The sequence below is a fragment of the Lacticaseibacillus rhamnosus genome (genome assembly GCF_900636965.1).
Taxonomy (GTDB): domain Bacteria; phylum Bacillota; class Bacilli; order Lactobacillales; family Lactobacillaceae; genus Lacticaseibacillus; species Lacticaseibacillus rhamnosus.
Genome location: NZ_LR134331.1, coordinates 1,702,731 through 1,723,936 on the forward strand (window position 1 = coordinate 1,702,731; position 21,206 = coordinate 1,723,936).

The window sequence follows — 21,206 nt, forward strand, 5'->3', positions numbered from 1 at the left end:
GTATAATTACAGTAGTATCACAGATCACCAATCAGGGGGGATTTTCATGAAACATAAATTTGCACGTGGCTTTTTCGTCGGCACGCTCATGACTATTGGCGCTGTTGCCGGCAGTGTTTTCGCCTTCAAGAAAAATTATATCGAACCTGTTGAAACCAAGGTTGACGAAATCAACGAAAATCGGCGCAAAGCCAATCGTAAACGTTTTTCGGCCCACCAAGGCTAAACCATTGATTGATCATTTTTACCAAAAAAGCAATCGACTTGAGCGATTGCTTTTTTTGCTGTCTATGTACGGACTAATAATTAGTCGGACTTTTTTTGATTTTGCCTGACCAATTATCATAGCCGCCTTTTAACCAGCTGATTTTTTCAAAGCCGTTTTTACGTAATCGGCGTGCTGCTCGCAACGACAGTACACCCGTCTTGTCGTATAGATAAACCGGCAGATCTTTGCGCATTTCACCTAGCCGTTCCCGCAGTTGGGTGTATGGCAAATCGCGTGCCCCCAGAATATGGCCGGCTTTGAATTCGTTACGTTCGCGCAAATCAATAATCTGAGCCTTACGCATGGTGTGTTCGAAGGTTTCCGGACTAATTTCGCCGCCGATTGCTTTAAACTTCGACTTTTGGTAGTAACTCCACAGCCAGCTAAAGCCCCAGTAAATTAAGAATAATCCAACAATGATCAGTAAATAAGTTAACACGTCTCTGACTCCTTCTTCCGCTTACTTCAATGCCAAGCTTGCGGCACCGATAACGCCAGCTGTATTCCCAAGTGTCGCCAACCGCAAACTGGTGGTTTCACGAACATTCGGGAAGGTGTTTTCTTTGAAATACTTGTCGACTCGCGTCAGCAAGAATTCACCCGCCGCGGAGACACCGCCGCCGATAACGATGAATTTCGGATTCAAAAGATTGCCGACATTGGCCAAAGCCAAACCGAGGTAAAAAGAAACCCGATCCACAATCATCAACGCCAGACGATCGCCTTCCTTGGCCAAGTCGAAAACAATTTTGCTCGAAATCTCATCGCCATCGTCCAAGGTTTCTTTTAACTTAGAGTCACCGGCAAATTCTTCTGCCATGTCACGTGCAACCCGAACTACGCCGGTCGCACTGGCAACTGTTTCAAGGCAACCGCGTTTACCACAGGTGCAAAGATAGCCATTAACCGGATCAACGGTGACATGGCCTAGCTCACCACCGGAACCGGCAACACCGTGCAAAAGCTCGCCATTGGCAATAATCCCGCCGCCAACACCGGTACCCAGCGTGACAAACGTGACATCAGGATCGTTTTCACCGGCGCCTTTCCAGCGCTCACCTAACGCCGCAACATTGGCGTCATTATCCACGCTAAACGGAATGCCGGTCCCTGATTCGATTACTTTTCTGGCTTGCTGCAAGGTTTTCCAATTTAGGTTGTAAGCACCGATGATTGTGCCCGCCTCACTGTCCACCGATCCAGGCGAACCCATGCCAATGCCGACAAAATCAGCCGGGGTCATCTTGTATAAATCCAGATGTTCGTTAATAGATGTAACAATGTCCGGTAAAATATGGCTGCCTTCATCCAAAATGTTGGTGTCAATACTCCACCTTTGTTGAATCTCGCCACCCTGCGTTAAAATGGCAAATTTTACGGTCGTCCCGCCTAAGTCGACGCCAATCAATTTTTGGTCATTCATGTTGATCATTCCTCCGTTGATCCGAATGCAACGGCAATTCATGATTTAAAGGATCCCGTTCTTCCTGTTCATGTGCATGACGCAGCACAATTTTTGCATTCAGATACACCTTATCATCAATCAATTTTGCCTGATGCAAGCGGTCTAATTCAAGTGCCGCAAGTTCAATATCCCAAACACGTTTACCAACATGGATATACGTGCCAAAACCTTTTAATAATTGCAAGACATCATAGTAAGTTTTCATACGATTCCGCGCTGAATTCCAAATAAAAGCAAAGCAACCAATCCAAAGATCAAGGTTATCGTAGAGGCCAGTCGCCGGCCGGTGCCCATGCGACCCAATGCTGGCGCGCCTAACATCCCGGCAGCCAAGAACCCGCCAAGCAAGCCGCCGATGTGCCCATAAATATCGACGCCGCTTGAAAACAAATTAAACGCCAGGTTCAAAACCACGAGCAGCAAAAACTGCCGTGCCAGCTGACGAATAACCGGATTCTCCCGGTAAGTATCCCCTAACATCAAGCACGCACCTAACAAGCCGAAAATTGCTGTACTGGCGCCAGCTGCCAACGTATTGGGACTGAACGCAAAGCTCGCAACATTACCGGCAAATCCGGCAATGAAATACAGCAAGAAAAAGCGCCAGTGACCAAATAACCTTTCTGTCATTTGGCCTAGGAAGTATAACGAGAATCCATTCATTAAAATGTGCGTCAAGCCGATATGCACAAATACCGGCGTGATCAAGCGCCACCATTGGCCGTACAAAATCAGCGGATTGGCCCGCGCCCCATATGCCACCAAAACAGCATTGTTAGTGCTGCCACCCGAAAGTGTCTCTAGAATGAAGACCAAAATGGTAACCGCCAAAATGCCGTTCGTCACATAGGCTGAATTTTGAAAGCGAGAGCGCCAGTTTGCGTAATTCATTAAATTCCTTTCTAACTTCACTGCAATAGCAGCAAGTGCGTTTCTGACTGCCGAATAGTTGGCTTATATCGCTAAAAAAACAACAGGTGAACCTGTTGTTTTTCCCCGCCACCGCTGACCATCAATCTTCTTTGGTCATGTCTTGTAGTAGTTTAGCATTTTTTGCACACGCTGCCAACAGCGTTAACCGTTGACTGTCTTTTGGTGAATCGAGTAGCCCTTATCTTCTTTAATGTCATTCATCTTGTAGAAGTCGCTAAACATTTCCTTAGCAATTTGTAACTGGTACGGCGTGGTTGTTTCCGCCTTTAGGTTTGGAATAATGACAGCAATCGCGATTTTAGGGTTCTTGGCCGGGGCATAACCAACAAAACTTTCAGTAATGGTTTCGGTTAATGCCGAGTCGTCTGATTCGCGCGCAAAGCCTTGCGCAGTACCGGTCTTACCGGCAACGCCTGGATTAAGCGTATTTAAGGAAGTCGCGGTGGTCCAACCGTTCGTACCATGGACAACCTGCCACATACCTTGCTTGACCAAGTCAATTTGGGCCTGCGTATTTTCGATTTTCGAGGTCACCGATGGCTGTGTGGAACTCAGCACCGGCCCTTTGCTGCCATCGCTTAACGTTTGGCTGATACTGTTAACCAAATAAGGCCGCATCCGATAACCGTTATTGGCGATTGCGCTGATATATTGCAGCATTTGAATCAATGTATAGTTATCGTAGTTTCCGTATGACAAGTCCAAAGCCGACCCGACCAGCAAATTACCCGAAGAATCATGGGTTTTCCCTTCCAACCCGGCAATTTCACCGGGAAGATCAATTCCGGTCTTGATACCTAAGCCAAACTGACTGAAATAACCGCGCATTTTGGTGAAAATGTTGTCGTCCATTTTCAGATAATTGTTCGGCGAATAGGCATAGTGACCTTCTTTCATAGCCAGCCACATCATATAAATGTTACTGGAAACTTCCAAGGCCGAGGCAGCATCCAGTGAGCTGAAAGTGCCAACTGGATAAACTGACTTCTTCACTGGGGTTGCAGGCAGATAAATCGGGGTATCTTCCTGGGTATTATGCTCTACGCTAATAACGCCATCTTGAAGTGCCCCTAGCACAGTTGCCCCTTTGACCGCTGACCCGACAACAAAAGCGCGGTTAATAACCCCCAGTGCATCGTCTTCAACTTTTTTGGTCTTAACATCCTGATGTTGCCCGGCCATCGCTAGAATCCGACCGGTGTTAGGATCCATCGCTACCGCATAAGCCCCATCGGATAATCCGCCTGCGCCAGCCGAACGAATCGAACTGAAGGTGTCTTCAAGCGCTTTTTCGACCTTCTTTTGATATTCGGAATCAATTGTCAGATTCAGGTTAGCGCCTTGTTGCCCCTTGAATTTCGACACTGATTGAACAATCTGATTGTCATTGCCAATTTCAACTTGGGTCTGACTCTTTGACCCCTTTAAAACATTCTCGTAGGCCTTTTCCAGATAACTGGTTCCAACGCGATCATTACGTGCGTATCCGTTAGCCAGATAAGCCTGCAACTCGTCAGCCGGCAACCCGCTTTTTTCATTGGATACCCGGCCAATGATAGAGGTCATTGACGTACCGTTGGGATAAGCGCGTTCCCAATCGGTGCCTAAATTAACCCCTGGCATTTGCGTCAGACGTTCACCCACAACTGCAACTTCATGTGCCGTTACATTCTGGTTTTTAAGATAGACAGTCGATAGTTGGGTGGCACCGTTCATAATCTTGTAAAGACCGGCTGCCTCTTTTTCAATTGGGGTCAATGTTGGCATATGTTTGCGGACATAGGCGACTTGATATTTATACAATTCATCGGACTTTGATGAAGGTAGATCCTGAATTTTTTTAGGTAACTGCTTCGTCACCTGCTTGGCAATCTTGGTTCGCGCCAAATAGTAATCAATGTAATCACGCTTAGTCAGATTCTCGGCCGGCTTGTCGATTAACTTGGCCAGTTGATTGGCGATCTCGTACATCTGCTGCGATTTGGTACCCACACTTTTGGTATAAGTAATCGCATTATTGGCTTTATTGGTCACCAATGCGCGGCCTTTACTATCAAAAATCAAGCCCCGCGGCACATTCCCGGTCACCACGGTTTTATTCGTTCGATCGACTTCGGCAGCTAATCGCGGGCCATTTAAAATCTGCAAATAAGCCAGTTGGGCAACTAAGGCCGCTAGCAAAAGAAACGCAATGAAAAATAATAAGTTTAAGCGAAACGGAATGCGACTCTTATTCCGCTTCGGCTGCGGTGTACGAATGTACTTCACCTAAAATTGCTCCTTCGAAATTTCTATCTTTTAAAGTGTAGCAAAGAACCCGCCAAAACGCTATGTGTCTTATGATATGCTTGATTCACAGTAACAGCTTAAAAATAAGCTGGAATTAATTTTAATTTAGAAGTTGGTGAGGGCATGTGCGACAAGTCTGGTCGAAAAAGTATCCGTTAATACTGAGTTTTCTATTACCGGGACTATTGGTGGCTTTTTACTTTGCCATTCGTGGTGCTTTTCCATTTGGGTCCAGTAGCGTCTTAACCGTTGATCTCGGCCAGCAATACATTGATTTCTTTGCCTACTTGCGCCAAACCTTACTAGGCAATCCCGGACAACTTTTTTATGCCTTCAATAAAGGCCTAGGCGGTGATATGTTCGGGGTTTTTGCCTATTACTTATTGAGTCCCTTCAACCTGTTAGTTGTGCTGTTCCCTGCCGATCTGCTGGATGTCGCCGTTTTTGTCATCATGATCTTGAAAATCAGTACGGCGGGCTTGACGATGGGGTGGTATGCCAAATGTCATGCGATTACGGGTTTAATGATCCCTACATTTGGGCTGGCTTATGCCTTAAGCGGCTGGATGTTGGCCAATAGTTTTAATTTGATGTGGCTTGATGCGGCCATTTTGTTGCCGTTAATCATCCAAAGTCTGGAGACGCTGCTCAACGGCGGGCGCGTTTTTGCTTATATCGGTTGGTTAACCGCAGCTTTCATTGTCAACTTCTACACGGGGTATATGATCGCTATTTTCTTGGTGCTTTATACCGGTTACTGGCTGGGCAGCCATGCCGTTTCTTGGCGGCAGACAGCACATGCAGGTCTGCGCTTTGCCTGGGCTAGCATCTTGGCCGGTATGAACAGCGCAGTCGTGTTGCTGCCGACCTGGTTTCAACTCGCCCAATCCAAAGGCACCTATACCGTCAAAACCATCCAATGGCGGTTCGAATACGCGCCGGATCAACTGCTTAGCAAAATGCTGCCCGGAAGCTTCAATTTTGATCAGATGCCTTCAGGATACCCTAATTTTTATATCGGTGCTTTAGGCTTTGTTTTAGCCATTCTTTTCTTTATATCACGACACCAGACATGGCGCCAAAAAATGGCTGCTGCTTTGGTGACCGCATTCCTAGTGCTTTCGTGCATGTTTGAGCCGCTTGACTTAATGTGGCATGGCTTTCAATTCCCGGTTTGGTACCCGTATCGCTTTACGTTTATCTTATGCTTTTGGTTACTCAGTCTCGGCATCAGCACCCTGCAGAAGCATCAATCGGCGCTTTCATTTCGGACGCTAGTTATTTTATTAATCGTATTCGGGCTCATAGATGGGGATGTTGCGCTTCACCTTAACCATTACAACTTTCTAACCATCGGCCACCTGATCTTTGGCATTGGCACCTTGTTGCTCGTCTTGGTCTGGCTAAGCCTTGATCACCGCCGTCCGTTTTGGTTCGGTTTTGCCATTGTGTTGGTCGATATGAGCGGCAGTTTAATTTTAACGCTAAATCAATTGGCGTATCTTGATCATCATGCTTACCATGATTACGCCGCGGCCCTTATCCAAGGCGCACGCACCATCAATCAAACAGATAACGGCTTTTTTCGTATTGGCAAAACAACGATTCGCACCCGTAACGATCCAATGACAGGCAATTACCGCGGCGCCGATCAATTCAACTCGCTACTTGAGCCGGCCACACCTCAATTCTTCGGCCAAATCGGGCAACCGGAAGACGATGGCTCGGTCGCATACACTAACGGGACATTGATTACCGACAACTTGCTCGGCATTAAATATTTTTTAACGCCGACTCATACTTCCGCTGCCTTACCTGATGCCGGACAACGACCTGATTTAAAGTGGTATCAACAGCTGCGAAAAGTCGGTCCGTGGCAGGTGCTAAAATCCCCGTTTGCCCAACAACTGGGTTTTGCGGCGGACAAAGCGTTATTAAATCAGCAGCTTTACAGCGACACCCCGCTTGCAAACCAGTCCTTCATTTTGCAAGCCGCACTGGGTAAGAACACAACGCCTTATTTTGCTGCTTTGCCACTTCCTTCACCGACTTTAACTGGCGTCCGTCGCGTCACCACGGGTACAAACCCAACTTTTGCCAAAAGCGGTTCCGGTCCGCACACGGTGACATATCAATTTCAACCGCAAACTGGCAAAAATTATGTACTCACCCTCGGAAGTCATTTTGCCAATCATTTGGTCACCTTGAAACAAAATGGGAAAACGGTCACGTTACCAGAAAGTTTTAATGATACCATCACCGTTAACGTCACCCCCGCAAACGCGGCAGAAGTCCAAACGTTAACTTTTCGACTCAACAAAAAAGAAGCCTGGTTTGAAAATATCGGTCTGTATCAAGCGGATACGGAGCAGCTGATCCAGGACCTTAAGCAGCTGCAAACAGGCGGCTGGCACGTAACCCGTGTGACTGCCACCACACTTGCCGCCAATATCACCATTCACAAGCAAAACCAGATGTTGCAAACCACTATTCCCACTGCACCTGGCTGGCAAGTCAAGGTCAACGGACAACCGGTGAAACCCAAAACCAGTTTAGGTATTTTCATGGCGCTTCCGTTAAAACCCGGCCATTACCATATTACCATGCGCTATCGACCACCCTTGTTAGGCTGGGGCAGCTTGATCACCATCGCCGGTGTACTGCTGACGTTTTGCTGGTGGCTCGTGACATCTCGCAAAAAAAGAACGGGAATTATTGAAGCAAAACGCCGTACCATAATTGGAAAATAAAGTGTCCGCGAGTTGGTAGGTACCAACTTATAATTAAAAGTCCGCCACCAGTGAAACAACGACAATTCGCTGGCAGCGGACTTTATTATTCTTCTTTAAATTCGTACTTAGGCTCGTCAAGATGTGCATCATAGTCAACCGTCATGATCAGATTCTCAAAAAACCACGCATCTGTCGGGTTAACGAAATAAGTCACGCCATCTTTTTTAACCGCCATAATTGGCTGGTCAGGGTGGTCATCGCGCGTCATGCCCACGCTAAAACCATCATGCACCTGGGTTTTACCGTAAGCCTTGCCAAAGAATCGAATGCCGGCACCTTCAGCAGGCAAATCTAATTCGCGGTGAAACCATTGACTAGCTTTATCAGTGATCGCGAGTTGCAACCCCATCATCTCCTTGATCATTTTTTACCAGACCATGCTTAAGCGCGTAAATCGCTGCTTGCGTCCGATCTTCGACATCCAATTTGGCCAATATGTTTGAGACATGCGTTTTAACGGTTTTCAATGTAATAAAGAGCTCGGTCGCAATTTCCTGATTCGACTTGCCTTGAGCAATAAGCTGTAATACCTCGCGTTCGCGGTTCGTCAGCTCGTCATACTGTGGCTGCGGATGATTCATCCGATTCATCATCTTCGTGGTGACTTGCGGCTCAAGTACCCGTTCCCCGCTGGCAGTCTGACGGATAGCCTTGGCAATTTCTTCGGCCGTTGCGGTTTTCAAAATATAACTGGCCGCGCCGGCTTCCATGGCAGGATAGACTTTGGCATCATCGATAAAACTTGTCAAAATGATGATCCGAGCTTGCGGCCATGCTTTTAGAATTTCTTTTGTCGCCTCAATGCCATCTTTAACCGGCATCACCAAATCCATCAAAATAATATCCGGGCGATCTTTCAGGGCCATTTCGACCCCTTCTTGACCATTCTCGGCTTGATCAACGACCTCTAAATCGGGTTGGACGCCAATATAGGTGGACAGCCCCAGTCGAACCATTTCGTGATCATCAACGATCAATACTTTAATCATGCGCAACATCCTTTGATAACGGTACTCTGACTTCAACACTGGTTCCTTGACCGACCACGCTAACGACCTTTGCCGTACCACCCATGGCTGCCGCGCGTTCTTTAATATTAGCCAGTCCATAATTGCCATTACTACTGGTTTCTTTTGGATCAAACCCGACACCATCATCAACCATACGCAAAATGACCATATCTTGCAACCGCTTCAGATAGACTTCAAGACTATCAGCTTTTGCATGCCGCAACGTGTTGCTTAAGAGTTCCTGAACAATTCGGAAAAGATTGTCCTCCGCTGCTGCATTCAACTGAATATCGTCCAGTTGCCAAGTGATTTTGATGGTGATCTTAGTTTGTAATTCCTTCAGCAACTGGATAATGCCTTGCTTAAGTGACTTTCCTTCAAGATTCGTCGGACGCAAATGCAGCAATAAGGCGCGCATCTCTGCCTGGGCCTCATTAATCACTTTTTGAATCGTATCCAGTTGCTTATTCAAAGCTTCTTGTTTCGGATCGCGGGCTGCCACACTGCGTAACGCCGACAGCATCATCATGGCAGCAAAGAGTTGCTGGGAAACAGAATCGTGTAATTCACGCGCTAATCGGTGGCGTTCGCCGGTTAAAATGGCTTCCCGCGTCTCGCCGGAAAATCGCACCGGTGTGTTACTATAACGTTCGATTTCACGTTGCAAGCGTATCATTTTTTGCCGTAATGCTTCAAGCAAGGCAGCCGGTTGTTTTCCCAATGCCGCTTCAGCTTGTTGCGATCGATTAAATATCGGTGCCTGATACTGTCCAGCGTTTAATTGGGCTAAACGACTATCCAACTGACTACGCACGACCCGCTGGCGCCAAAGCACAATCACCGTGACACCAGAACTAATCAATAACGCGCCAATGAGCAAATAAACCAGCAGTGGCGCCGACAATACATTGGCTAATAAAAGGCGTAGAAAATCGTGCTGAGTAACTTTTGCCAGCATAAAAACCAAACAGGCCTCGACTAGAAGTGTCCAGACCAGCAAGATCATAAAAAAACCGACTAACATTCGTCGCCTCATACCGCCAGCACCTCCAAGTCACCTACCACTACATTCGTAATGATATGGATACGCCGTGGTGCATCGTCATAATTCTGCGAATACATCGTTACGCTTTGACTATGCAGCATCGAGTCCGCATTTTCAAAATGGAGCCGCCCGTAAAATGTCGCATGTTCAACCGCAACGCCAACGCCAATGGGAACCAGAATTCTGGTTTTACCAAAGCCTTTGCGAATCATAATAACACTGTCGCCTTTAGGCAGGAAAGTATCCCCTAAGTCAATAATGGTATCGCCAGCAGGAACGACCATATTGATGTCGTCCCAGTCGTAACTCGGTGCAATGGTTTGCCGGTTGCCCCATGAATGAACTGTGCGGCGACCCGCTTTTTTCCCAGGCTCCTGCGTGACCGGTGCAACGTATTGTTTGCGGTCCCACATTGAAAAACCCATCCCCGGCTTGGTTAACACCATGATTAGGAACACGCCTGCTACCATGAGAATCAACCAGACTGCCGGATTAATAAAGATTCCCAGTACCAACAGGATACCACCAAATGTCACATTGAACGCACGCATTCGATGCCAACGCGCGCCTAAAAAGAGAAAAAGAACGCCAAATAGGATCGTTGTCAACGCCATTGGATTGGTGATGATCTGAAACCCCAGCCAGAGGATCAACGCAAATTCAATTCCTAAAAACAGTTGCCAGCGGCGCATTGCGATCCCTCCTTATCTAAAAATCGTTGTGAACTTAGAGCACACTATCCGAAAAAGCCTGCTACTATTCACGAATTATTATAACGAATCGGAACACAACTCGCTTAGGGCGTAAGGCTGATATTCATTGGAAACTGGCACGAAAACTGATACAGGTGGACGTCATTGTGCGCGGCCAAGCACAAAAAAACGGCAATCACTGCTCTTGCATTTGAGCGTGATTGCCGCTTTTGCCTTACTTACAAAACTGAAGCATACAAATCGTCAAAAACTCGCTTATCCTTCAACCTTGGTAATCTTAACGGTCATTTCACCACCGGGCGTGTTAATGGTGACTTGATCGCCAACTTTACGTCCGATCAGTCCTTGAGCGATCGGGCTTTCGTTGCTGATTTTGCCGTTGAAGGCGTCTGCTTCTGCCGCACCGACAATTTCATAAGTTTCCTCATCGCCGTCTTCTTCAAAGGTGACTTTTTTACCGATTGACACTTCATTTTTTGCGACTGCCTTAGCATCAATGATTTCGGCATAGCGCAACATCGTTTGAATCGTAACAATCCGATTCTCAAGGGTTGATTGCTCATCCTTAGCTGCTTCATATTCGGAGTTTTCGGATAAATCGCCAAAACCACGCGCGACTTTGATGCGTTCGATCACTTCTGGCCGCTTCTTGGTTTTTAATTCCTCTAATTCGTTTTCAAGTTTCTTTTTACCTTCTGCTGTCATCGGATAGCTTTTGTCTGCCATAAAATACTTACCTCACTTCTTATTTTCTTTAGTCACTTTATTAAGCCAGCAACCATTTGTCAATGGCTACTCTTCTAAACCGCGCTCTGCCAAAATACTTTTGATCTTTGTGACCAGCAAATCGATGGCGACCTGATTCTGACCGCCTTCTGGGACAATCAGATCTGCATAGCGTTTCGTTGGTTCAACAAACTGATGATACATTGGCTTCACGGTTTTTAAATATTGATTAATAATGGATTCCAGCGTGCGACCACGTGACACCATATCCCGGCGAATACGACGAATCACCCGAATATCGTCATCCGTATCCACAAACACTTTAATGTCCATCATGTTGCGCAGCGCTTCGTCATCAAGAATCAAGATACCTTCGAGAATGATCACGTCTTTTGGCTCAAGGTGAACCGTTTTATCCGAGCGATTATGAATCTTGTAATCATACACCGGCTGATCAACGGCATGTCGATGAATGAGTTGCTCCAGATGATGTTTGAGTAGCGGCGTGTCAAATGCTAACGGGTGGTCGTAATTGATCTTCTTCCGCTCTGAAAACGGTTTGTCACTTTTCTTATAATACGCATCCTGTGCCAGCAAGAGCAAGGAATGACCGGAAAAATGATTAAAAATAGCCCGACTGACACTGGTTTTGCCACTGGCTGAGCCACCTGTCACACCAATCACAATAGCTTTCTTCTGTTGCATTTTAGCCTTCCTCACTCAGTATATAAGATCTGCGCATAACACAGCCTTGGAAATAACGTCCGCTGGTTGGACACTGCTTCCAAGGCCGCTTAACCTGAAATTTGATTTAGCTTCCGGACATGATTTTATCATATCCAAAGTTGGCTGCCTGCTGCGCTGTCAGAACGTCACGTTGTTGATTGGATTGGTTTGATGATCGCGATGCCTTCATCAACGGTTGCGCTTATTTATCGGCAGCGGCATTATCGCTTGCAAACTTAGCTGTATTAGCATCATGTTGCTCGCGAGTCGTTGCATACAGCACTTCACCCGTCTTCAGATTTGCAACAAAGTACAGATAATCCTTGCTGCGGGCATTCGGACTGAGAACAGCAGCAATGCTTTGTTCGCTCGGTGAATCAAATGGTCCGGGGCCGTAACCGGTGTGCACATAAAGGTTGTACGGTGAATCAACGCTAGTGTCTTTGTTGGTTAAATGCGTCTTATGCGTATTCAAGGCATACATAACAGAGATGTCGGACTGCAGTGGCATACCGGCATCAATCCGGTTCAAGAAGACGCCCGCAATGGTACGACGATCTTCTTGGGTTACCCCTTCACGCTCAACCAACGAAGCCAAGGTCATCACTTCCTGAACAGAATAACCTTGTTTCTTAACGCTCTTGTAATAACTTTGCATCACGCTATCAGTTTTTGCCACCATTGCCTCAACCAGATCCTTGGTGGTTTCACCGGCGCTCATGCTATAAGTGGCTGGGAAAAGATACCCTTCCAGACGATACCGTACCCCTTTAGCCGAGGCTGCAGCGCTAAGTAACTTAGGATATTTCTTAGCCAGCTGGTTGAAAAAGGTTTGGTCTTTCATCAAGGCCAGGAATTTTTTGCTCGTCAGATTTTGATTGGATTTAGCCAATTTATTAACGGAAGTCGCAATTTGCTCAACCGTTGCGCCTTCTTTTACCAGCAACTGTCCCGCCGCGGCTGCTGAAGTACCGCCTACACGCAACTTTTGAATCACCTGATCCATATTGTCACGTTGCGTTAGTTGATAGCGTCCTGCCTGAAAATCGGCAATATTGTGAAACTTCACGTAATAGTTGAAGACCATGGCACTTTTAATCACATGCTTGGCTTCTAATCTGCTCGCAATTTGTTTCGTGCTAGAGCCAGCCGGGACTGTCACATTAATGCTTGTTTTGCCATTAGGGTCGACTGGCTGTAAGGCGGAATTGACATACCGGTAGCCCATCAGTCCAACAATCACAAGCACAGCAAATAAAATACCGAGAACCCAACCGACGATTTTTTGCGATGCTTTTTTCTCATGTTGCCGCTGGCGTCGTTTACCCGCCACGTCCGGGGATCGCTTGTCCAAAAAGATGCCTCCTTTTTCTCATGCCAACGTTAACCTCATCCGTTATGCTTGTACACAAATAACCGCCCGGCATAACAGACAAAGCTATGACAACGCCATTATGTAGCAACGTCACCGTCAGATCATGCTTGACGGTGACGCGATACAGTCTGAATGTTACTGAGTCCACTGACCGTTGCCAGTGACTATCATACCGAACCACCGGCTAAAATGCGACCAACGATTAACGAATGGTTGCCCCTAAATCAGATTCAAGTGCTGCTTTGACTCGATCAAAAGCCTGCGTAACTTCTTCTTCGGTTAATGTTTGGTCATCGCGCCGATAAGTGAGCGTATAAGCCAGACTCTTTTGGCCCGGCGCCATATGCGAACCTGCATAAACATCAAACAAGGTAACGTCTTTGAGATATGCGCCGCCGTGTTGCTGGAAGATCTGCATCACTTCGGCATTAGTAACGGTATCGGCAACTTGCAGTGCAATATCGCGCGTCACAGCCGGGAACTTCGGTGCAGGCTGGGCAATCTTCTCCTGACGCGGCGCCGCAAATAAGGCATCAAGGTCAAGCTCAAAGACAAAGGTTGCAGGTAGATGCTGTTCATGTTCAAACGCCGGGTGCAAACGGCCCAAGAAGCCGACTCGTTGTGTCCCGACCAAAATATCAGCTGCCTGACCCGGATGAAGTTCACTCACCGCCTGAGTCACTGCAAAGTGCACCGGTTCAGCCAATGAATAATCCTCCAGCAAGTGCATCACAATGCCTTTGACATAGAAGAAATCAACGCTGCGTGCGGCTTGATGCCAATTTTTGGCGGCTACGTGGCCAGTGATAGCACCGCCTAAATACTCGATTTCAGTTGGCCGTACCTGATCACCGGTTTTGGTAAAGATCCGTCCCTGTTCGTAAATGGCAACATCTGTTTCTTTACGCGCCTGATTATATTTAATGACATCTAATAAACCTGTCACCATATTCATTCGTAGTACGGCATGGTCTTTGGTCATCGGTGAATCAACCTGCGTTGGCTCGCCGGGTTGCAACTTAAATCTGGTTGCCGCTTGCTCAGTCGTCAGGCCATAAGTAATCGCTTGATTAAGACCCAACCCTTCCAGGAGATGGCGGGTACGGCGAATTCGCTTTTGCGCTGGTGTATACTCGCCAATCGTCATCGTAGTAGTCGGAAGTGTACTTGGTAAATTGTCAAAGCCATAAATACGGGCGACTTCTTCAACCAAATCCGCTTTGATATGAATATCCCAACGCCGAGGTGGAATCGCAACCGCAAATAAACCATCAGCAACTTCAACGCCAAAACCTAGTTGTTGGAAAATTCGTGTCACCTGGTCTTGGCTTAATGTCGTGCCTAACACGTGATTAATATGATCCAGCGAAATATCAACCACGACATCTTTTGCGTCAACCGCAGTCGGACTTACGGTTCCCTTGGCAGCCTGTCCGCCACCCAAGTCGCTCATCCAGGCAACTGCTGCATCTAAAGCGCGATTAATATCAGCTAAGTTAATCCCTTTTTCAAACCGCGATGATGCCTCTGAGCGCAAATTGTACTTCAGCGCTGTTTTACGAACGTTAACCGGATTAAAACTGGCAGCCTCAACGACAACCGTGGTCGTGGTTTCCGAGATCTCTGAATCCAAGCCGCCCATCACGCCGGCTAACGCAACTGGCACCTGACCATTTGTAATCACGATATCGCTGTCATCTAGTTCGTGTTCGCCACCATCCAGTGTGGTCAACGGTTCCCCATTGCGCGCCCGCCGAACCTCAATGTGCTGACTACCGAGTTTAGCATAGTCAAACGCATGCAAAGGCTGACCATATGCCAACATGATGAAATTAGTGATATCCACGATGTTGTTAATCGGACGCACGCCAGCATTCCATAACCGCCGTTGCAACCAAAGCGGGCTCTCTTTAACGGTGACGTGGTCAATCACCCGTAACTGATAACTCGGGGCATCCTGAGCGTCTTTAACTTCGACACTGAGATAATCCGCCACTGGACGATCACCTTCTGTCAGCAGCTTTTCTTCAAAGTGCGGCTTTTCATCATAAGTCGCGCCCACTTCCCAAGCAACTCCGCGCATGCCTAAAGCATCAGCGCGATTTGGCGTAATCTCAAAATCCAACACGGCATCATGCATCCCGAGCGCGGCCAACGCATCACTGCCTGGTTCTAGCGGTTCATTAAAAACGTAAATACCGTTTAAATAAGCTTTGGGAACGACATTTTCATTAAAGCCGATTTCTTGCAAAGCACAAATCATCCCAAGGCTTTCTTCGCCACGCATTTTGCCTTTTTTGATTTTGACGTTATCGGCAATCCGTGCTCCCGGAAGCGCAACGATCACCGTTTGGCCAGCCGCAACATTGGGAGCACCGCAAACAATCTGGCGCGGTTCATCTTCACCCACATCTACCTGACAAAGGTTGAGGTGATCAGAGTTTGGATGAGGTTTGATCGCCAATACCTTACCAACGACAATCTTTTTCAATCCGGCATCGGGATGTTTAACATCGTCCACTTCAATTCCGGTTCGTGACACTTTATCGGCCAATTCTTCCGGTGATACCGGGATGTTGACAAGCTCTTTTAACCAATCATATGAAACGTCCATCTTAACCCTCCTGACTGAACTGCGTAAGGAAGCGCAAGTCGTCTGTGTAAAAACTGCGAATATCGTCAATGCCGTATTTCAGCATGGCAAACCGATCCGGGCCAAGACCAAACGCAAAGCCGCCATATACATCGGCGTCAATATTAGCCGCACGCAAAACATTCGGATGCACCATGCCGGCACCGAGAACTTCAATCCAGCCGGTATACTTGCAAACAGGGCAACCCTTGCCACCGCAGCGGAAGCAGGAAACGTCCACTTCTACAGACGGTTCTGTAAACGGAAAATAGCTCGGGCGCAGGCGAATCGTCCGATCAGCGCCAAACACATGCTGACACATGGCGAGTAACGTCCCCTTAAGATCAGCCATTGTAATATGCTTGTCGATCACCAGACCTTCCATCTGATGGAACTGGTGGCTATGTGTGGCATCATCATCATCACGCCGATAAACCACGCCCGGACTGATCATTTTCAGCGGGCCCTTAGTAAAATCATGTTTCTCCATCGTCCGTGCCTGCATCGGGCTGGTTTGGGAACGCATCAGCAACTCATTGGTAATATAAAAAGTTTCCTGCATATCCCGCGCCGGATGGTCCTTGGGGATGTTCATCATTTCAAAGTTGTAATGATCCTCTTCCACTTCCGGACCGGTTAGCACTTGATAGCCCATGCCCATAAAGAAGCTTTCAAGGTCATCCATAATCTGAATAATAATATGCGGTGTGCCCGCCGTTACCGGATCGCCTGGTAATGTGACGTCCACGGTTTCAGACTTCAATTTTTCGTTGATGACTGCCTGCTCCAGTTGAGATTTACGCGTCTCAATCACCGTACTCAGTTCATCCCGGACTTTATTGGCAAAGGCACCGACTTTTGGCCGTTCATCTGCTGATAAATCCTTCATGCCGCGCAAAACGCTGGTGATGGGGCCTTTTTTCCCTAACAACTGAACGCGAATCTGATTTAATTCGTCCAACGAGGTGATCTTTTTTATCACCTCATTATTTTGCTGAAAAAGTTGTTCAAGTTTCGTTTGAAGATCCATGTTCTTCCTCCTTGACTGCTAACCTGAGAAGTCCGCCGTTGATACGTTTGAAGGCATAAAAAAAGTCCCTTCTCAAAAAAGGGACGAAGCATCGCGGTACCACCCTTGTTCATGATTAAAAAACCTCATGCACTCAACAAGGTAACGGCCAGGCCGGAGCTTTCTAAGTGTTGCCACCTCAAAAGTCAACTCAGAAAGTGAAGACAAACATTTTGGTAACAGACGTCTTGCAGTCTCGTGAACGTCATTCCCTGATTTACCAGCCTGTTTGGGCTTTCGTCATTGTTTTTACATTTTTTTGATAAGACAAGCTTAGCAAATTCAGCGCAGACGTCAAGAGCTGATGGCTAATAGTTAGGTAGTTAGGCTCTTTTTACTTAGGGCCTCTCAGATGTGTTCCGGCTAATGATCAACAATGGCATAAGAAAAAAACGCGTCTCTTACGCGTTTTTTTGTTTTTCATTGGCATGGCACTCTTCATCGGTAACCCATGCATCACCCCAGGCGTGTGCAGCGGCCATGACTGAATTCAAAGCCCGGCCCTTATCTGTCAGGGCGTATTCAATTAAATCCGAGTCCTTGTGCGTCAGACGATCAATCAAACCCTCGCCTTCAAGTTCCTTCAAGCGTTCGACCAAAACCCGATCCGAACACCGGGGAATCAGTTGCGCAATATCTTTAAACCGAGAATTGCCATTGTTTAACAAAACTTCCAGAATCAAACCGTTCCACTTCTTACCCAAAATTTCAAATGTGTGCTGAAACTTAGGACAAAGAGCGACTTGTTGACTTTGACATTCGGTTTTACTGGTTACTGTTGCATCCACTCTACTCACCTCATCATACCCGCTTACTTACATTTAGATAGTGTTAGCATAACACACTCCCAAAATATTACAAGTCATGCTTATCATCAGCAACTCAAAAGCTAATTGATGCGTCTAAAATAAACGAAAAAAACTCACAATCCGTTTTCAAAGCGTGGCACTGCATCCAAAGTTGAATTTTGCTCTCACAATTAATGTCGGCTCGTGGGGGAAAATATACCCGTCAAAAAAGAGCCGCGGGACACCGCCCACGACTCTAATATGACGACAATAACAATGAGCTGCCGTCAATCACGATCCTAATTTAAAGCTTTTAAGTGAGTGTGAATCGGATGCCGGAGCTTGTGCATCCAGGGTACAACGACCTCATCCATCGCAGCATAATCATCAACTAGAGAAACAACAAAACTTTCCTTATACTTCGGCAAGCCAACTGTTGCCCCCCACATGTGCTTGATGATAATGTCTTTTTCCATCGGTGACAATTCGGTTAACTTCTCAGCATTCCGTAAAGCAATCCGGGGATGGATAAAGGCATGCGTTCCCAAGTCAAACTTGGTTTTGCGCCAATCATAGTAAAACAGATCGTGCAATAAGCCGGCTCGGGCGATCGCACGAACATTCAAATGCAGGCGCTTCCCAATCAAATAACTCTGATAGGAAACACTAATTGAATGTTCCAATCGGTTCGAATAATGGTGTTGTGGGTGTTCTGCCAGTCGCTGGACCTCAGGCTTAGCCAATAAATCAGCCACATACCCAACGTACTCAGCATCCGATTGCCAATCGCGTTTTTTGCTCAAGACATCTGCTCCTTTTGTGGTTTGATGAACACACCCATAGTATAACAGCTTCCCACCCTAAAAAGCACGTTCGTAACACATTCTTAATCACCGACTAAGTGAAACATCATGATAGCCGCTGCGACAGCGACATTCAAAGATTCTGCTTGTCCCCGAATCGGAATATACAGGTTCGTATCGGTTTGCTTTAAAAGAACAGGATCCATGCCATTGCCTTCATTGCCGACAACGAGTCCGAACTGTGCGCTCGGTTGAATACTGCGATAACTTTTAGCTTTATCATTAAGCTCCGAGCCATAAACGGGAATCCCTGCCCGTTGCAAGGCTTTAATAACAGGCATCAATTTTGCCGATACGATGCGCACGTGAAATTGGCTGCCTTGCATCGCCCGCAAAACTTTCGGACCAAAAGCGTCGGCTGTTCCATTACCAAAAATGACGGTTTTAATGCCCGCAGCATCCGCCGTCCGCACCAAGGTTCCAACATTACCGGGATCCTGAATCGCATCCAACATTAAAAACTGCCCACTTAAAGGATCTGGCAATTGCCCGGCCTGACGTGGCATAACCGCAAAAATTCCCTGTGGCGTTTCGGTGTCACTAAGATGCTCGGAAACCGACTCCGAAATCTGCGTCATTTTGTCATAAAACGGCTTAAGCGCACGATCATCAACATACTTTTCGGTAGCATAAATATCATAAGGCGTCTGCCCACTCGCCAGCGCCTCTTGAACCAAGTGCCGCCCTTCTAGCAAGTAGCGCCCAGCATCCTTTTGATGTTTCTTAACCGTTAATTTCTTGGCCGTTTTAATGCGGTCATTTTTGGGTGATGAAATATATTCCATAAAAATCTCCTTTTAAAAAGTGAGCGCGAGCCAGCCCGGTTAGAAACCGGAGCATAAGTGGCCTTGGGCGTGATGACCCGGGTTTGGTCATTGCGACCAAGGTCCTTATGTGCAGGTTTCTGGGCTGGTGAACGCGTTATGATGAGCATGAGCCAGCATTAACCAATCGCCAGTTCACAAACAAAAATCCGACTTTAGCCTCTTGTCGCGTTTTCTATATACCTTATGCTACACTAGTATGGACTGTGGAGAAAGCAAAGATGAAGATGTTTTCATCACCTTTCGACCCAAATCTTCTGCACGAAAGGAAGTGTCTTTTTGGTCAAACTCGCTAAACAAATCGTCGTTCGGGGACGGGTTCAAGGCGTTGGTTTTCGCTGGGCCACGAAGATGATTGCGGATAATCTCAATATTAGTGGCACCATCGAAAATCGCGCTGACGGCTCGGTTTTCATTCAAGCAGCCGGTGAACCGCTCAATCTAGCCAAATTCATTGCACAGGTCAAAGCCGGTCCGAATCCTTACGCTAACGTGTCGACTTTTGAAGAAAAGCCGCTTGAAAACGTGCCGGACTTCAACGGTTTTCGTGTAACCGGTTGAATCCGCTTGGTCCATACAGTATAGTTAAACCCGATGACATTTTGAAGGGAAATTATTCATGCACAAGTCGAAAAAAATATTTGCACTAGGAGCGGTAGGCATTCTGCCGCTATTATTATCAGCGTGTTCGCCAACGAAACAAGGCGTCACACTCAAGCCGCCGACAGATCCATTTTTCGGTACTTTCTATAAGATAATCGGGTTGCCGTTGCAGCATTTGATGGAATGGATTGCCGGATTCGTTGGGTCGACCAGCAGTTACGGCATTGCCATTATCGTCATTACCTTGTTGGTTCGCCTAATCGTGTTGCCACTCATGCTGCGCCAACAACGAACCATGACGGCTTATCAGGAAAAGCAGAAGATTCTCCAACCGCAATTAAAAATTGTTCAGGATGCCGTTAAGCGCGCAAAAACGCCAGAACAACAAATGGCTGCGAATAATTACATGCGGAAAATTTATTCTGCTAATGGCACCAGCATGATCCCGTCAATGGGTTGCTTGCCAATGCTCATTCAATTTCCAATTTTCTCAGGTTTGTATCAAGCTATTGCTTATTCACCTGAAATTTCACACGCAACTTTCTTTGGCATTCAGCTGGGGCATTCCAGTTTTATTGTCACCATTTTAGCCACGTTGCCATACATTATTGTCAGCCTGATCATGCTTCAAGGCGTCCCGCCAGAGCAGCGAAAAGCTATGCAGGCAACGGCTTTCCTGAGCCCGATCATGACATTTGTGTTCTGTATGATGTACAACGCCGGATTGGGTCTGTATTTTGGTGCCGGTGGGATTATTCTCATCATCCAGCAAGCCATCGTGACTTATATTGTGACGCCTAACATCCGGAAACGGCTTGATGCCGAAATGGAAGAAAATCCGCCTGTTGAAGTCGTTAATGAACATACCTTTGATGACTGGGGTGCCGTCACGGCCACTGCCGGATCGACTGGAACTCAAAGCCGCCAGCAACCAGTAGATCCAGATGCCATTGATCATCAACAATTACGCAAACGAAACGCCGGCAAACAACAACGGCCACGTAAGTAAATTACCAACACATTGAAGTCGTCTTTATTAGGCGGCTTTTTTGTTTGTCGAAATTTGAATTCTCTATAAACACAAA

General features: G+C 46.9%; 21 protein-coding genes. 4 read left to right on the forward strand and 17 right to left on the reverse strand.

From position 1 onward, the window contains the following. Positions 1–46: 46 nt before the first annotated feature. Positions 47–226, forward strand: a complete 180-nt coding sequence (locus tag EL173_RS08685) for a DUF3042 family protein (protein ID WP_005689699.1) — start codon at positions 47–49, stop codon at positions 224–226. Positions 227–299: 73 nt separating this feature from the next. On the opposite strand, the gene EL173_RS08690 is transcribed toward EL173_RS08685, so the two are convergent. From EL173_RS08690 to EL173_RS08710, 5 genes are all read right to left on the reverse strand, one after another. Beyond that, the gene (locus tag EL173_RS08690; protein WP_005684415.1) at positions 300–707 is read right to left on the reverse strand and encodes a rhodanese-like domain-containing protein; all 408 of its coding nucleotides are present in this window, start codon (positions 705–707) and stop codon (positions 300–302) included. 21 nt (positions 708–728) lie between these two features. Further along, positions 729–1,691, reverse strand: a complete 963-nt coding sequence (locus EL173_RS08695) for an ROK family glucokinase (RefSeq protein WP_005713983.1) — start codon at positions 1,689–1,691, stop codon at positions 729–731. Beyond that, positions 1,684–1,938, reverse strand: a complete 255-nt coding sequence (locus tag EL173_RS08700; protein ID WP_005684417.1) for a YqgQ family protein — start codon at positions 1,936–1,938, stop codon at positions 1,684–1,686. The genes EL173_RS08695 and EL173_RS08700 overlap by 8 nt, the downstream gene beginning before the upstream one ends. After that, on the reverse strand, positions 1,935–2,624 hold the full coding sequence (locus EL173_RS08705; RefSeq protein WP_005689703.1) for a rhomboid family intramembrane serine protease: 690 nt from the start codon (positions 2,622–2,624) through the stop codon (positions 1,935–1,937). Before EL173_RS08705 ends, EL173_RS08700 begins: the two co-directional genes overlap by 4 nt. A gap of 183 nt (positions 2,625–2,807) precedes the next feature. Beyond that, entirely contained in the window at positions 2,808–4,934 is a 2,127-nt protein-coding gene (locus tag EL173_RS08710) for a peptidoglycan D,D-transpeptidase FtsI family protein (protein ID WP_005684420.1), read from the reverse strand. A gap of 146 nt (positions 4,935–5,080) precedes the next feature. Between EL173_RS08710 and EL173_RS08715 the strand changes: the two genes are divergently transcribed. Further along, positions 5,081–7,705 carry a YfhO family protein gene (locus EL173_RS08715; protein WP_005689704.1) on the forward strand — a complete coding sequence of 875 codons (2,625 nt, stop codon included), beginning with the start codon at positions 5,081–5,083 and terminating at the stop codon, positions 7,703–7,705. Between the two features lie 85 nt (positions 7,706–7,790). Here EL173_RS08715 and EL173_RS08720 read toward each other — a convergent pair whose 3' ends face one another. The 12 genes from EL173_RS08720 to EL173_RS08780 form a co-directional block, all read right to left on the reverse strand. After that, positions 7,791–8,090, reverse strand: coding sequence for a HesB/YadR/YfhF family protein (locus tag EL173_RS08720; RefSeq protein WP_014571380.1), 300 nt, complete (start codon positions 8,088–8,090; stop codon positions 7,791–7,793). Then, positions 8,071–8,736: a response regulator gene (locus EL173_RS08725; RefSeq protein ID WP_005711596.1), complete on the reverse strand. Its 666-nt coding sequence runs from the start codon at positions 8,734–8,736 to the stop codon at positions 8,071–8,073. Before EL173_RS08725 ends, EL173_RS08720 begins: the two co-directional genes overlap by 20 nt. Next, positions 8,729–9,793, reverse strand: coding sequence for a sensor histidine kinase (locus EL173_RS08730; protein WP_005689708.1), 1,065 nt, complete (start codon positions 9,791–9,793; stop codon positions 8,729–8,731). The genes EL173_RS08725 and EL173_RS08730 overlap by 8 nt, the downstream gene beginning before the upstream one ends. Continuing rightward, entirely contained in the window at positions 9,790–10,494 is a 705-nt protein-coding gene (gene liaF / locus EL173_RS08735) for a cell wall-active antibiotics response protein LiaF (RefSeq protein ID WP_005689709.1), read from the reverse strand. The genes EL173_RS08730 and liaF overlap by 4 nt, the downstream gene beginning before the upstream one ends. Before the next feature lie 276 nt (positions 10,495–10,770). Continuing rightward, a complete protein-coding gene (greA, locus tag EL173_RS08740; RefSeq protein ID WP_005684427.1) occupies positions 10,771–11,241 on the reverse strand; it encodes a transcription elongation factor GreA in 471 nt (156 codons plus the stop codon). Positions 11,242–11,307: 66 nt separating this feature from the next. After that, positions 11,308–11,946: a uridine kinase gene (gene udk, locus EL173_RS08745; protein WP_005689710.1), complete on the reverse strand. Its 639-nt coding sequence runs from the start codon at positions 11,944–11,946 to the stop codon at positions 11,308–11,310. 223 nt (positions 11,947–12,169) lie between these two features. Next, complete coding sequence (gene mltG / locus EL173_RS08750; protein ID WP_005689711.1) at positions 12,170–13,321, reverse strand: endolytic transglycosylase MltG; 1,152 nt, start codon at positions 13,319–13,321, stop codon at positions 12,170–12,172. Positions 13,322–13,544: 223 nt separating this feature from the next. Continuing rightward, a complete protein-coding gene (gene pheT / locus EL173_RS08760) occupies positions 13,545–15,956 on the reverse strand; it encodes a phenylalanine--tRNA ligase subunit beta (protein WP_005689712.1) in 2,412 nt (803 codons plus the stop codon). Position 15,957: 1 nt separating this feature from the next. Continuing rightward, positions 15,958–17,004, reverse strand: coding sequence for a phenylalanine--tRNA ligase subunit alpha (pheS, locus tag EL173_RS08765; protein WP_005684432.1), 1,047 nt, complete (start codon positions 17,002–17,004; stop codon positions 15,958–15,960). 440 nt (positions 17,005–17,444) lie between these two features. Further along, positions 17,445–17,831, reverse strand: a complete 387-nt coding sequence (locus EL173_RS08770) for a winged helix-turn-helix transcriptional regulator (protein WP_019728312.1) — start codon at positions 17,829–17,831, stop codon at positions 17,445–17,447. 299 nt (positions 17,832–18,130) lie between these two features. Then, positions 18,131–18,634 carry an HD domain-containing protein gene (locus EL173_RS08775; protein WP_005684434.1) on the reverse strand — a complete coding sequence of 168 codons (504 nt, stop codon included), beginning with the start codon at positions 18,632–18,634 and terminating at the stop codon, positions 18,131–18,133. Between the two features lie 83 nt (positions 18,635–18,717). Next, positions 18,718–19,479: a TrmH family RNA methyltransferase gene (locus EL173_RS08780; RefSeq protein WP_005689715.1), complete on the reverse strand. Its 762-nt coding sequence runs from the start codon at positions 19,477–19,479 to the stop codon at positions 18,718–18,720. 318 nt (positions 19,480–19,797) lie between these two features. On the opposite strand from EL173_RS08780, the gene EL173_RS08790 reads away from it, so the two are divergent. Beyond that, the gene (locus tag EL173_RS08790; protein WP_005689719.1) at positions 19,798–20,079 is read left to right on the forward strand and encodes an acylphosphatase; all 282 of its coding nucleotides are present in this window, start codon (positions 19,798–19,800) and stop codon (positions 20,077–20,079) included. Between the two features lie 58 nt (positions 20,080–20,137). Continuing rightward, complete coding sequence (gene yidC / locus EL173_RS08795) at positions 20,138–21,130, forward strand: membrane protein insertase YidC (RefSeq protein ID WP_005684441.1); 993 nt, start codon at positions 20,138–20,140, stop codon at positions 21,128–21,130. Positions 21,131–21,206: the final 76 nt, after the last annotated feature.

Coding starts and splice junctions, on each gene's coding strand:
- EL173_RS08685 (WP_005689699.1), top strand. CDS start 47: ATGAAACATAAATTTGCACGTGGCTTTTTCGTCGGCACGCTCATGACT.
- EL173_RS08695 (WP_005713983.1), bottom strand. CDS start 1,691: ATGAATGACCAAAAATTGATTGGCGTCGACTTAGGCGGGACGACCGTA.
- EL173_RS08700 (WP_005684417.1), bottom strand. CDS start 1,938: ATGAAAACTTACTATGATGTCTTGCAATTATTAAAAGGTTTTGGCACG.
- EL173_RS08705 (WP_005689703.1), bottom strand. CDS start 2,624: ATGAATTACGCAAACTGGCGCTCTCGCTTTCAAAATTCAGCCTATGTG.
- EL173_RS08725 (WP_005711596.1), bottom strand. CDS start 8,736: ATGATTAAAGTATTGATCGTTGATGATCACGAAATGGTTCGACTGGGG.
- EL173_RS08730 (WP_005689708.1), bottom strand. CDS start 9,793: ATGAGGCGACGAATGTTAGTCGGTTTTTTTATGATCTTGCTGGTCTGG.
- liaF (WP_005689709.1), bottom strand. CDS start 10,494: ATGCGCCGCTGGCAACTGTTTTTAGGAATTGAATTTGCGTTGATCCTC.
- greA (WP_005684427.1), bottom strand. CDS start 11,241: ATGGCAGACAAAAGCTATCCGATGACAGCAGAAGGTAAAAAGAAACTT.
- udk (WP_005689710.1), bottom strand. CDS start 11,946: ATGCAACAGAAGAAAGCTATTGTGATTGGTGTGACAGGTGGCTCAGCC.
- pheT (WP_005689712.1), bottom strand. CDS start 15,956: ATGGACGTTTCATATGATTGGTTAAAAGAGCTTGTCAACATCCCGGTA.
- pheS (WP_005684432.1), bottom strand. CDS start 17,004: ATGGATCTTCAAACGAAACTTGAACAACTTTTTCAGCAAAATAATGAG.
- EL173_RS08780 (WP_005689715.1), bottom strand. CDS start 19,479: ATGGAATATATTTCATCACCCAAAAATGACCGCATTAAAACGGCCAAG.
- yidC (WP_005684441.1), top strand. CDS start 20,138: ATGCACAAGTCGAAAAAAATATTTGCACTAGGAGCGGTAGGCATTCTG.